Genomic DNA, 13,108 nt, shown 5'->3' on the forward strand with positions numbered 1-13,108 from the left:
AGACGATGACCCTTTCCCTAAAATGGGAGAGGGTCATTCGTTACTAACCACTAACCATCAACCACTGCTCTCTATAAAAAAATCTTTATACCGAGGGAGGCGAATTTAAAATCTTGTCAAAGAAATATTTTAAGAGGGTGAATATTAACGAATTATTTTAGGTGCGGAAAAGTTATAAACAAAAATCATTTTTTTGTGGATAACTAAGAAAAAAGCAATAATTTTGCAGCAGGGAAAAACCTCTTATTTAGGGACAAATGATAAATGATTAGCGACTATGAGTCTTTGTTAATCATTGATCATTAACCATTGATAATCAACTATTAATCAATATATCTAAAACAATAAAAAACAGCAAAAAAGTATGGCGATAGAATTTGACAATGCGACATTTGACCTTCCTAGGACTGCAGGAAGTTTGATTAAGGTAATAGGTGTAGGTGGAGGTGGTGGAAACGCCGTGAACTACATGTATAAGCAAGACATCCGCGGGGTGGATTACATTATTTGTAATACAGACCGCCAGGCCTTGGACAAGAGTCCTATAGTGAACAAAATTCACTTGGGTGTGGAACTTACCGAAGGCTTAGGAGCAGGCTCCAACCCAGAAGTAGGAGAGCAGTCCGCTATAGAAAGTATAGAGGAAATAAAGGCTATGTTGGGCAATAATACCAAGATGGCTTTCATCACTGCTGGTATGGGGGGCGGTACGGGTACAGGAGCAGCCCCTGTAATTGCCAAAATATGCCGTGATATGGGGATCCTTACCGTGGGTATCGTTACCAGTCCCTTCAAGTTTGAAGGGGAAATACGCTTGGCACAAGCCCAAAAGGGAATCGAAAACCTACGCGAACAATTGGATTCACTCATTGTGATCAATAATAATAAGCTCAGAGATACTTATGGCAACTTAGGAATCAAAACGGGCTTCGCTAAGGCGGATGAGGTACTTACGATCGCTGCCAAAGGTATTGCAGAGGTGATTACCAAGGAGTTCGAAGTGAATATTGACTTGCGTGATGCCCATACGGTACTTTCCAATAGCGGTACGGCTATCATGGGTACTGGTTATGGGACAGGGGACAACCGTGCCTTGAATGCCGTAAAAGCAGCCTTAGAATCGCCTTTGCTCAATGACAACCGCATCACTGGTGCTAAAAATGTATTGCTACTTATCCTCTATGGGAAGGAAGAAATCACCGTGGATGAAGTGGGTGATATCAACGAATACATACAAAAAGAAGCAGGAAATACCCAAGAACTGGGTGTAGGTTATAAGACCAATATTATCATGGGAATGGGTGAGGAAGCAGCCTTGGAGGATAAGGTGATGGTAACAGTTGTAGCTACCGGATTCTCCACCGAGCAGCAACATGAAATCATAGATGCTGCCCCTAAGAAAATTGTCCATTCCTTGGACGAGGATACTTCCATGGTAAAAGAATTGGATACAACCTCTTCTTTCACCGATATTTCCTTCGAAAATTCAGTAAAGAAAAAAGAAAAGGTGGTATATCATTTGGAAGATACCCCTCAAGCGGCAGTACCTGTTCCCTCTGTGGAGGAGCCTGCTACCAAAAGCAGTATGGGAATTACCCTGCATACAGAAGAGAAGAAGATAAAGACACTAAGGGTAGAGGAGAGTCTCTATCGTGTGCCGGTACATTTTGAAGTCGTGCAACGTATAGTACCCCTACAGCAGGAGGAATTTGTCATCTATCAAGAAAAAAAAACGGCACCCCAGAGACCAGCCCCAGCTAAGGTACAAATGACTATGGCCAAAGAACCTGAGGTGGCCACCGCTACCCTACAAGAAGGAGGAAAAATCGTACATACCCTTGATGATTATATGGAAGTGGAAGAGATGCTCACTCAGGCACGCTCTCCATACGAAGAAGATGACTTCAAGGCTGAAATACGAATCAAAGAACCTGTAAAGGCTAAAGAACAAGTCAAAGAAGCGCCTACAGAGCCTAATCAGAACGTTTATATGGCAGCTCTTAGGGAGAACGCAACCCATCGAAAGGCTACTTTTAAGCATATGAGTCACCAATTCTCCAATCAAAATAACTATAGATTGGAAGATCTAGAGAATACACCGGCCTATATGCGTAAGAATGTGGATATTTCCTCCACAACAGCAACTCCTTCTGTCTCTCGTAGTTCTATTAGTTTAGATTCCAATAATATAGTGCAGATACGTGAGAACAATAGCTATTTGCACGACAATGTAGATTAAAAGTAATGCAAAAACCCAGTATACCCAAAGGTACGCGTGATTTCACTCCAGAGGAGGTGGCCAAGCGTAACTATATTATACAAACCATACGGAAATCATTTGAACTATTTGGTTTTCAACCTATTGAAACTCCCAGTTTTGAGAATATGGAGACCCTCATGGGCAAGTATGGAGAGGAAGGTGACCGGCTTATCTTTAAGATACTCAACTCCGGAGATTTTCTAAAGGAGATACCCGATGCACTTTACCAAGAGCGTAATAGCTTGAAGATCAATTCTTTTATTAGTGAGAAGGCACTTCGCTATGACCTTACGGTACCTTTTGCACGCTATGTAGTGCAACACCAAAATGAAATTACCTTTCCTTTCAAGCGTTATCAGATACAGCCGGTATGGCGTGCCGATCGCCCACAGAAAGGGCGCTATCGAGAGTTCTATCAATGTGATGCCGATGTAGTAGGCTCCAAAGGGCTTTGGCAGGAGGTAGAATTTGTTCAGCTCTATGACCAAGTCTTCACAGACCTGAAGGTAAAGGGAGTTGCCATCAAGATGAACCACCGCAAGATACTCTCCGGCTTTGCTGAAATTATTGGAGCTCCAGATAAGCTGATTGACTTTACAGTGGCTTTGGACAAGCTCGACAAGATAGGCAAAGAAAAGGTAGAAGAAGAGATGCTATCCAAAGGTATTTCTCAGCAGGCTATTGACAAAATCCAACCTGTATTCTCCTTAGAGGGCAATTTTGAGCAGAAAATAAGCCAGCTCAAGGACTTACTTTCCACCTCTTCCATAGGGCAAGAAGGAATAGCCGATTTGGAGTTTGTTCACACACAAATCCAACAGTTAGGCCTACAGACAGCCACTTTGGAACTAGAGGTAACCTTAGCCCGCGGGCTGAATTACTACACAGGCGCCATTTTCGAGGTAGCTGCCCCTAGTGAAGTCGCTTTAGGCTCTATAGGAGGAGGAGGCCGCTATGATGAGCTAACCGCTATCTTCGGGCTCAAGGGAGTCAGTGGAGTAGGTATCTCATTCGGTTTGGATAGGATTTATCTTGTCTTAGAACAACTGGGACTTTTCCCTGAAGCCATAAGCGAGAGTTTGGAAGTGCTATGTGTCAATTTTGGAGATAAGGAGGCTTTGGCTTCGTTTGTCTTGGTACAACAGCTTCGCGCTCAAGGTCATAAGGCCGAGCTCTATCCGGAAGCAGCGAAACTCAAAAAGCAATTGGCCTATGCAGACAGCCGCCATGTGAAGTATGTAGTGCTTATTGGCCAAGAGGAACTCTCCTTAGGTACAGCCATCCTTAAGAATATGCACTCCGGCGAACAAGCCTCTTATCCTATAGGAGAAATAGGAAAAGTAATAGCTGAAAAATAAAAGTAATTACTTATAAATAATGAAGAGTGAAAAGTGTAAGCGCATGATAGCGTTATTCACTTTTCACTCTTCTCTTTTTACTTAAATAGACTGAATGACCGCTTTTTCGGCTTCTTTGCGGGAGCCATCAAAGCCATCAACCCCCGCTACAGTGGTATATTTGAGTACATACTTCTTGGTAGGATAGAGGCGGTTATAGACCCCTTGGCACATCAGGGTGGCCTCATGGAAGCCACAGAGAATGAGCTTGAGCTTACCAGGGTAGGTATTCACATCGCCTATGGCATAGACCCCTTCAATATTGGTTTGATAATCAAGGGCGTTATTGACCTTGATCGCATTGCGTTCGATCTCCAATCCCCAATCGGCAATTGGCCCAAGCTTAGGGGTGAGTCCAAAGAGAGGAATAAAGTAGTCGGTAGGCAATTCCTCTTGAACCCCTTCCTTCTCTAAGACCACGGAGGAGAGTTGTCCTTCTCCTTTGAGAGCGACTACTTCAGCAGGGGTGATAAGATTGATTTTGCCAGCAGCCTTAAGTTCCTTTACTTTCTCTACTGAATCCAAGGCGGCACGGAACTCATTACGGCGATGTACTAAAGTCACCGACTGGGCAATATTGGACAAGAAGATACTCCAGTCCAAGGCAGAGTCGCCCCCACCGGCAATCACTACTCGCTTGCCAGCGAAACGTTCGGGCTGGCGAACGAAGTATTCTACTCCCTTATCCTCATAATCCGCCAAGTTGCTAATTTCAGGTTTGCGTGGCTCAAAGGTGCCTAAGCCCCCCGCGATAGCCACAGCTTTCCCTTTGATCTGAGTACCCTTGTCAGTGGTCACGATAAAGGTGCCATCGGCTTGTTTTTCAAGGGTTACCGCTGTTTCAGAAAGGGTAAATTCCGGCTGGAACTGTTTGATTTGTTCCATAAGGTTATCTACCAGCTCCGCAGCGCCTACACTGGGATAGCCAGGAATATCGAAGATAGGCTTTTTAGGATAGAGCTCAGTGAGCTGTCCTCCCGGTTGGGGGAGCGTATCTATTAGGTGACACTTCAGGCGCAAAAGGCCAGCTTCAAAAACGGCAAAAAGCCCTGTAGGCCCCGCCCCTATGATGATAATATCGGTTTCTTTCATGAAAGTTGGTTTGATTGTGCAAAAATACGAATTTTAATTATTAATAGTTAATGGTTAATTGTTAATTTCTAATTACTTATTTTTCACCTTTCATTGGTGCTGAAAACCATTTCACAAGACAAGGGGTTAGTAAAGTAATTTGACTTCTTTAAGTGAAAAAGAACTCATCAGGGCATCTTCTTGTTCTACTTGGAGTTGGCCGTTGTGATCTACCCCTCTGATATAGCCCATAAAGCGCTGCCCGTTCGGGTACTCAAAGGTAGAAGGCTTGTCCTTTCGAAACAAATGAGAGTGGTACTCCCGTAAAACGGTCTCAAAGCGGGTAGGGGAAAGGCTCAAAAGGGCTGCTTCCAGCTCATGACCTATAAGGAGTAAGATCTCCTCCAAGTCAAAGGGGTGTCCCATGATTTTCTGCAAAGAAGAGACATGTGGGAGCTCTCCAAAAAATAGCTGATTGACATTTAGCCCGATTCCAATAACTGAAGCGGTAATAGCTTCCTTCTGTAGCGTATTTTCTATCAGTATTCCACAGATTTTCTTTTTGGCTGACAGAATGTCATTAGCCCACTTGACAGCCAAGTCGGGGATGTATAATTTTTTTAAGGTGCGGAAGATAGCCAAAGATACTTCCATATTCAGCAAGAAGTGATATTCAGAGGGGAGCGCCTCGAATTTCTTCAAAAGACTGAAAGTAAGGTTTTTACCAGGCTCTGCTACCCAGGTAGCACCCTGTTGTCCCCGCCCTTGGGTCTGTGAAAGTGCCCATACACAACTAAGGTCTTCTACAGGTTTTTCCTTGATGAGATTTTTAAGATAAGTATTGGTAGAATTTGTGGCATTAAGTTTGATAATTTCCATAAAATGTTATACCTTTGTCGCTTTGCAAAAGTAATTAAAAAAATTGAATGTCAGAAAAAAATAACACAGAACAAATCCTCGCTTCTGTACTGGAAGGTATACAGAAAGTAAAGGGTCAGGACATCACCATTTTAGACCTAAGAGGAATAGAAAACGCCGTATGTAGCTATTTTGTGATCTGCTCAGGAGGCTCCAATACCCAAGTGGTAGCCCTATCGGGAGCTGTACAGCGCCAAACACCACAGAAGCCTTGGCATGTAGAAGGCGAACAAAACGCCGAATGGGTACTGTTGGACTATGTGGATGTAGTGGTACATATTTTCCAAAAACCTATACGCGAATATTATGATATAGAGGGCTTATGGGGAGATGCCCAAATAACCCATATAAATACAAACGAATAGTTATGAACGAAAACAAACCCTCTCGATTCTCTGCTTTTTGGTTCTATGCAGGGCTTGCTATTATCTTATTTTTTATCCTTAATCCGATTTCAAGTTCCGGATTATGGAAGCAACCAGAGGAAATCCCACAGACTGAATTTGAGAAATTTCTCCAAGATGGAGACATCTCTAAGGTTGTGGTTGTCAATAAGCATCAGGCACGTATCTATCTTTTCCCAGAGGCTTTGCAGAAGCCGGATCACAAAAAGGTACAAGCTGAAAATCCTTTGTTCAAGCAAGGAGCAGAGGCAGATATTCCCCAATATAAAATGGAAGTGGGGGTCTTGGAGAACTTTGAAAATCGCTTCAATAAGATTGTAGCAGAGAACAACCTCTCCAATACCCAGCTGATCTACCGTACCGAGCAGAATTTCTTGGGAGATATGCTCATCACAGTGATTCTTCCCTTAGTGCTTTTTGTAGGTTTATGGATCTTTATGATGCGCCGAGCAGGAGGCGGATTTGGTGGAGGGCAGTTCTTCAATATAGGTCGCTCACGAGCCAAACTCTTTGACGGGGCTAAGGATAAGAAGATAACGTTCCAAGATGTAGCAGGCCTCGAAGGCGCCAAAGAAGAGATACAGGAGATTGTAGATTTTCTTAAAAACCCTGAAAAATACACCTCTTTGGGAGGAAAAATCCCTAAGGGAGCTCTTTTGGTAGGCCCTCCAGGAACAGGGAAAACCCTCTTGGCCAAGGCGGTAGCAGGTGAGGCACAGGTGCCTTTCTTCTCTCTTTCAGGCTCTGACTTTGTGGAGATGTTCGTCGGGGTAGGGGCTTCTCGTGTAAGAGACCTATTCCGTCAGGCAAAGGAAAAATCTCCTTCTATTATCTTTATTGATGAGATAGATGCCATAGGACGCGCCCGAGGCAAGAATAATATGACCAATGCCAATGATGAGAGGGAAAATACACTCAATCAGTTGCTTACAGAAATGGATGGCTTTGGTACTACTACTAATGTGATTGTACTAGCGGCTACCAACCGAGCGGAGATATTGGATAAAGCCCTCTTGAGAGCAGGACGTTTTGACCGACAGATCTATGTAGACCTCCCCGATCTGAATGAGCGTAAGGAGATCTTTAAGGTGCACCTACGACCCATCAAGATTACCGAGGACTTGGATATAGAGTTCTTAGCTAAGCAGACACCAGGTTTCTCTGGAGCGGATATAGCCAATGTATGTAATGAAGCCGCCCTTATCGCTGCCCGACGAGGCAAAGAATCGGTGGATAAGCAAGATTTCTTGGATGCGGTGGATAGAATTATCGGAGGTTTGGAGAAGAAGAATAAGATCATCACCCCAGAGGAGAAAAAGGCTATCGCTTATCATGAGGCGGGACACGCTACCGTAAGCTGGCTCTTAGAACATGCCGCTCCGCTGGTGAAGGTTACCATTGTACCGAGGGGGCGCTCACTGGGTGCTGCTTGGTACTTGCCAGAAGAGCGACAGATTGTCCGTACCGATCAGATTGAGGATGAGATGTGTGCTGCCCTCGGTGGGAGAGCTGCCGAACAGATTACTTTCGGAAAAATCTCTACTGGAGCCTTAAGTGACTTGGAAAAAGTAACCAAACAAGCACGTGCAATGGTTACCATCTATGGATTGAATGATAAAATAGGGAACCGCACTTATTACGATCCTACCGGTGAGGAATACGGATTTACTAAGCCTTATAGTGAGAAAACGGCTCAAGTGATTGATGAAGAGATTAGCAGTATCATAGAACAACAATACCAAAGAGCTCTAAATATTCTTACAGAAAATAAGGATAAACTCACTGCCTTGGCTGAATTGCTCTTAGAAAGGGAGGTGATTTTCAAGGAAGATTTGGAACATATCTTTGGGAAAAGGCCACATGATAATGACAAATAAAGAGTGAAAAATCAAGAGTGAAAAATGAAGAGTGAAAAGTGTCCCTAATGATAGTAAGAAGTAACAAAATAATAAAAGGTAAAAAGTAGCGACTACTTTTTACCTTTTATTTTTGGCCTTTTCTTACCCTATTAGAATTTGTAGGTGAATCCAGCGCCGAAGGCTTCTCTTATCTGGAAGGCTTTCGCTGCATCGTCATCATAAACGGCTTGTAGGGTAAAGTTAGCAGAAAGGAAGCTATTTACTTTCATCAGTACATTAAGGGTATAGTCTATATCTACATTTTGAGGCTTATCAAGGTAGTTGCTATAGAGACCAAGGGTATTTTCAATTGTTACATTCTTGATCAAGTCGTCAAACTTAGCATACCCATTGACAGCCGCACCGAACTCAAAGCGAGAGGTTTCCCCTTTTTCTACCCCAAAGTGAGGGCCGAACTCGGTGAATTTCTTATCTGTAAAGATAAGTCGAGCAGTAGCAGGAGAGATATTCACCTTTAGGTTGTCGTTTTTCTTCCACAACATACCGGGACCGAAAGAGAAATAAGCAGGAGCTAAGAAATTGGTTGTTTCGGTACGGATTTGGGCACCTGTATTGTCAGTCCCGTACTTATACCCCTTGGCCAATTGTGTCTGGAAATTAGCGAAGAAAGAAACAAACCAAGTATCGGTCAATTGTCGTCCTACCAAGGAAGTGATCGCAAAGCGGTCGTTGGTCTTCTTGGAGAAAGCATCCCCATCTACTCGGGTAAGCCCATAATCGATAAGGAGTTTGTTATCCCAAGTCCAAGCATCTTTTTTGTAGTTGGCATCGTAGGAAAGATTGAGGTTACCTCCGTAGTTATTTGTTCCTCCTCCTGTCCAATCATGGTTAAAGGCTGTTTGGTTGAATAATAAAGAGATAAGTCCAGCTCGTGTCCATGTTTTTTCAGAATTAGCAGAAGGTTCTGGAGCGGACATTACTTCCTGTTGAGCAAAAGCAGCAAATCCCCATAGGGCAAATGCTGAAAGCAACATTTTTTTCATCGTTGATTATTTAGATTATTAAAAAACGGGGCAAAGATACTTATATTTTTTGAATTTGCAAGTTGTTACCACTTATTTTTAAGAAGAATAAAAAAAGAGACTTCCTTGTCAAGGATAGTCTCTATCGAAAAGAATTGCGTTAAGGTTATTTTAGGATTTGAGTTCTTTTTCTTTCTCATAGGCAGACTTGTAGGGTCTGATAATAAGCCTAACCCCTTTGTTGTATTGGAAATACTGTACAATCCAGTTGGCCAAAGCCACCATCTTGTTACGGAATCCGACCAAAAAGGCTAAGTGAATGACCATCCAAAGAATCCAAGCGAACCAACCGGAGAAGCGCATACCGGCAACCTCTACCACGGCCTTGTTACGTCCGACTGTAGCCATGGCACCTTTGTCAAAATAACTAAAAGGAACGAGTGCCTTTCCGGCAATCTTTCTCTTGAGGTTTTTTCCTAATTGCTTGCCTTGTTGGATAGCTGGTTGTGCTACCATGGGATGCCCCTTAGGATACTTGTCGCTGATCATAGAAGCGATATCCCCTATGGCAAAGATATTTTCACAGCCTTTGACTTCATTAAATTCATTAACTGAGTAACGGCCGAATTGGATGCTTTCCTCAGGGAGGCCTTCTATGGTACTTCCTTTTACTCCGGCAGTCCAGATAAGGGTACGTGTCTCGAAATTATGCGTATTGGTTACTACATTGGTACCATCATAATCTTTTACAAAAGTATTGAACCAAATGGTAACTCCCATCTTTTCGAGGTATTCTCTGGCTTTCTCACTCGATTTCTCGCTCATTCCTACTAGCAGACGAGGATCGGCCTGAATGAGGTGAACATTCATCTTACGAATATCCAAATCAGGATAGTCGGTAGGGAGGATATGGCTTTTGAGTTCGGCAAAAGCACCGGCCAGCTCCACTCCAGTAGGGCCACCCCCGACGATAACAAAGTTCATGAGGCTGTTACGCTCTTCAAGGTCATTGGTCAGTATGGCAGCCTCCAAGTTTTGGATAATAAGGCTACGCATATCTATGGCCTCGGGAACGGTCTTCATAGGCATGGCATATTTTTGGATATTGGCATTGCCATAGAAGTTGGTCTGTGAGCCAGTAGCGATGACAAGATAGTCATAGGAGAGGTCACCTAAATCAGTTTCGATATACTTCTTGTCTGGATTAATTTTTTTTACCTCCGTGATGCGGAAGTGAAAGGTTTTTACTTTTTTGAAAATAGAACGCACGGAGTGTGCGATAGAATCAGGCTCGAGTCCAGCAGTGGATACCTGATAGAGGAGCGGCTGGAAGGTGTGATAATTGGTTTTATTGATCAGTACCACTTGCATTTTGGTAAAATCCAGCTGCTTTACAATGTTGATACCCCCGAAACCAGCTCCAATAACGACTATACGAGGGAGGTTGGTGGTAGGAATATTCAGTTGAGTGATAGTACTCATAGGTGTTTGCGTGTTTCTTTTATAATTTTAGTAGCATTGCCCAGTACTAGATGGTCATCGATAACCAAAATAGGTCGTTTTAGGAAGGTGTAATGTTCCAAAATAAGATTTTTGTAATCACTCTCGGAAAGTTCTTTTTCGTTGAGTTGTCTTTCTTTGTAGAGTTTGGCTCTTTTGTTGAATAAGAGCTCATACTTTCCTGTAAAGTTTTTAAGGGTTTCTAAATCTGTCTCGCAGATAGGTTCTTCTTTCACATCTTGAAAGGTGAAATCCTCCAATACTCTGAGTTCATGGAGAATGCGTTGGCAAGTATCGCAACTGCTTAGATAGTAAATTTTCCGAGTGGGTGTCATTTTCTTTTAGGGTCATTAAGGTTAAATGAAAGCCAAGGATTTACTTCGGATAGAGGTATTCTAACCTCTAAGATTCCGGCACTATAAGGGGCAATTTCATAAGGGTTATACAATAATATAAGGTCGTTTTGGTCAAAGCCAATATTTTCAGGTAAGGAAAAGATATTATTTTGGAACATGAAGCCACTTTCATCGAAGTCTTGATCTTCGGAGAGGTGAAAGGTACTTCTGAAGTATTTTTCAGCTATGTCTAATATTTTGTTTCTATCTTTAAATAGTTTTATAGAGGGGATAGGATTTCCACTGGTAGTATCGAAGTTGATATACTTAACCCAAGAGAAAGGATGTATGCCTCCGAAGTCTTCGAATACGGAACGTTCTATAGAGATAAGGGACTCATGCTCTAATAAGATCGTATCCACGATTTGAATATGATAAGGAGCCACTGCATCGAACTGTTGTTTATCAGCCTTGTATTGAGCAAGGAATAGTTCCCCAGCCTCTTTGACACCCATTATGGTATCCTTAGCTGTGAGGATTTTGACCAATTGTCGTTGTATGGTGTCATTGAATACCTTGGCAAAGTCCTTAGAACTTTTGCAAAGCATGTAATTAACAGAGACTTCAGCACAGTCTTCTTCGGGACAGTCGTTGAGTATAATTTCTTGATTTTCAAAATGATACTTTCCGTATTGAGAAAATAAGAAATAGCCACCTACACCAAGGATAACGGCTACGAGCGCAATAATATAGTAATTTTTACGTGACATTTTTATTGAGAATGTGAGGGCAAAAATAGTTTATTTTTTAGAAATAAAAAAGAAAAATCGGACTTATTTGTTTTTTTTAACGTATATATTTTCGGCTACTATGGAAGAGATATTAATAGAATGGCTATCTAATTGAATTTCAATAGAATTGTCGAATGGATGAATTTCCAAAATCTTGATTTCTTTTCCTATGGAAATGTCTATCTTATTGAGATATTGCAAAAATTCTTTAGAAGTATTCTTTACCCCTATACACTGAGCGACTTCATCCTTTTTCATATGGCTCAGCAACTCGCTTTTGAGGGTAGGCATATGGCCATATTTGTCAGGGATAGGGTCTCCATGAGGGTCTTTTTCAGGGTAGAGAAGTAGTTTGTCTAATTCCTCTATGAGCTTATCGGACTGTATATGTTCCAGTTGCTCGGCCACTTCATGAACTTCGTCCCACGAAAAATGGAGTTTTTCCACGAGGAAGACCTCCCAAAGGCGATGCTTTCGGATGACCAAGAGGGCGTTTTTGGCACCTTCCTTGGTAAGGCTTACCCCTTGGTATTTCTTATGTTCTACCCAGCCCTTTTCGTGTAGCTTCTTGAGCATATCGGTTACGGAAGAAGCCTTGGTCTGTATGGCCTCAGCTATAGCATTGGTAGTCACCTCCTCTTGGCGTTCTTGGCCGAGGTGGTAAATGATTTTCAGGTAGTTTTCTTCGGAAAAGGTCATAGTGTAGGGAAATTCTGTTGTAGGATAGTGGCCATTTCTCTTTGTAGCGCATGGGCAGCCTCTGCTGCCTTTTGGGCAAAGTCTTCCCCTTGGGAGGCGTAGATCACCGCACGGGAGGCGTTGACAATCAGACCAACTGATTCGTTGAGGCCATACTTGCAAACCTGCCCTAGGTCGCCCCCTTGGGCGCCTACTCCTGGTACGAGCAGGAAGGCATGAGGGACGATGCGGCGAATTTCGGCCAAGTATTCCGCCTTAGTAGCCCCTACCACATACATGAGGTTTTGGGCATTGTGCCATTGTTGGGAGCGGGAGAGTACCTGCTGGTAGAGGGGTACCCCCTCGGTGGAGAGGGTTTGGAAATCAAAAGCCCCTTTGTTGGAAGTCAGTGCCAAAAGAATGGTCGCTTTGTCCTTGAAAGCCAAGAAAGGTTCTACCGAATCTTGCCCCATATAGGGTGCCACAGTGACACTGTCAAAGTTAAGATCTTCAAAAAAAGCCTTGGCATACATGGTAGCTGTATTGCCTATATCGCCTCGCTTGGCATCGGCGATGGTGAAAATACATGGGTGCTGCTCATTGAGATAGTCAATGGTCTTTCTTAGCGACTGCCAGCCCCGTTCCCCATAGGCTTCATAGAAAGCAATATTAGGCTTATAGGCAATGGTATAGGGGTGGGTGGCGTCGATAATGGCTTTGTTGAAAGCAAAAATAGGATCCTCTTCCTGGAGTAGGAAAGGAGGAATTTTAGCTAAATCTACGTCTAATCCTACGCAGAGGAAGGATTTTTTGGAGAATATTTCTTGACTAAGTGTTTCTAAAGAGAAATTTTTCATATAATAAATGTATATT

Annotated in this window: 12 protein-coding genes; 4 read left to right on the top strand and 8 right to left on the bottom strand. The window is 42.9% G+C overall.

Translation table 11 applies throughout. From position 1 onward, the window contains the following. The first annotated feature begins 364 nt into the window (after positions 1–364). Entirely contained in the window at positions 365–2,239 is a 1,875-nt protein-coding gene (ftsZ, locus tag HMPREF1551_RS09400) for a cell division protein FtsZ (protein ID WP_021628890.1), read from the top strand. Between the two features lie 5 nt (positions 2,240–2,244). Beyond that, a complete protein-coding gene (hisS, locus tag HMPREF1551_RS09405) occupies positions 2,245–3,618 on the top strand; it encodes a histidine--tRNA ligase (protein WP_021628891.1) in 1,374 nt (457 codons plus the stop codon). Between the two features lie 81 nt (positions 3,619–3,699). On the opposite strand, the gene HMPREF1551_RS09410 is transcribed toward hisS, so the two are convergent. Both HMPREF1551_RS09410 and HMPREF1551_RS09415 read right to left on the bottom strand, forming a co-directional pair. After that, positions 3,700–4,749 (bottom strand): NAD(P)/FAD-dependent oxidoreductase, encoded by a 1,050-nt coding sequence (locus HMPREF1551_RS09410; protein ID WP_021628892.1) that lies wholly within the window; start codon positions 4,747–4,749, stop codon positions 3,700–3,702. A gap of 126 nt (positions 4,750–4,875) precedes the next feature. Continuing rightward, positions 4,876–5,607 (bottom strand): biotin--[acetyl-CoA-carboxylase] ligase, encoded by a 732-nt coding sequence (locus HMPREF1551_RS09415; protein WP_021628893.1) that lies wholly within the window; start codon positions 5,605–5,607, stop codon positions 4,876–4,878. Between the two features lie 47 nt (positions 5,608–5,654). On the opposite strand from HMPREF1551_RS09415, the gene rsfS reads away from it, so the two are divergent. Both rsfS and ftsH read left to right on the top strand, forming a co-directional pair. Further along, positions 5,655–6,011, top strand: coding sequence for a ribosome silencing factor (gene rsfS, locus HMPREF1551_RS09420; protein ID WP_021628894.1), 357 nt, complete (start codon positions 5,655–5,657; stop codon positions 6,009–6,011). A 2-nt stretch (positions 6,012–6,013) separates the two neighbouring features. Next, positions 6,014–7,927, top strand: coding sequence for an ATP-dependent zinc metalloprotease FtsH (ftsH, locus tag HMPREF1551_RS09425; protein ID WP_021628895.1), 1,914 nt, complete (start codon positions 6,014–6,016; stop codon positions 7,925–7,927). Between the two features lie 131 nt (positions 7,928–8,058). Here ftsH and HMPREF1551_RS09430 read toward each other — a convergent pair whose 3' ends face one another. The 6 genes from HMPREF1551_RS09430 to pyrF form a co-directional block, all read right to left on the bottom strand. Beyond that, positions 8,059–8,952, bottom strand: coding sequence for a DUF3078 domain-containing protein (locus HMPREF1551_RS09430; RefSeq protein ID WP_021628896.1), 894 nt, complete (start codon positions 8,950–8,952; stop codon positions 8,059–8,061). 150 nt (positions 8,953–9,102) lie between these two features. Next, positions 9,103–10,413 carry an NAD(P)/FAD-dependent oxidoreductase gene (locus HMPREF1551_RS09435; protein WP_021628897.1) on the bottom strand — a complete coding sequence of 437 codons (1,311 nt, stop codon included), beginning with the start codon at positions 10,411–10,413 and terminating at the stop codon, positions 9,103–9,105. Further along, a complete protein-coding gene (locus HMPREF1551_RS09440; protein WP_021628898.1) occupies positions 10,410–10,766 on the bottom strand; it encodes an arsenate reductase family protein in 357 nt (118 codons plus the stop codon). The genes HMPREF1551_RS09435 and HMPREF1551_RS09440 overlap by 4 nt, the downstream gene beginning before the upstream one ends. Then, positions 10,763–11,536, bottom strand: a complete 774-nt coding sequence (locus HMPREF1551_RS09445) for an RsiV family protein (protein ID WP_021628899.1) — start codon at positions 11,534–11,536, stop codon at positions 10,763–10,765. The genes HMPREF1551_RS09440 and HMPREF1551_RS09445 overlap by 4 nt, the downstream gene beginning before the upstream one ends. Before the next feature lie 63 nt (positions 11,537–11,599). Next, positions 11,600–12,256, bottom strand: a complete 657-nt coding sequence (locus HMPREF1551_RS09450) for a metal-dependent transcriptional regulator (protein ID WP_021628900.1) — start codon at positions 12,254–12,256, stop codon at positions 11,600–11,602. Next, positions 12,253–13,092 carry an orotidine-5'-phosphate decarboxylase gene (gene pyrF / locus HMPREF1551_RS09455; RefSeq protein ID WP_034544613.1) on the bottom strand — a complete coding sequence of 280 codons (840 nt, stop codon included), beginning with the start codon at positions 13,090–13,092 and terminating at the stop codon, positions 12,253–12,255. The genes HMPREF1551_RS09450 and pyrF overlap by 4 nt, the downstream gene beginning before the upstream one ends. Between the last annotated feature and the right edge of the window lie 16 nt (positions 13,093–13,108).

The sequence above is a fragment of the Capnocytophaga sp. oral taxon 863 str. F0517 genome, assembly GCF_000466425.1.
GTDB lineage: Bacteria > Bacteroidota > Bacteroidia > Flavobacteriales > Flavobacteriaceae > Capnocytophaga.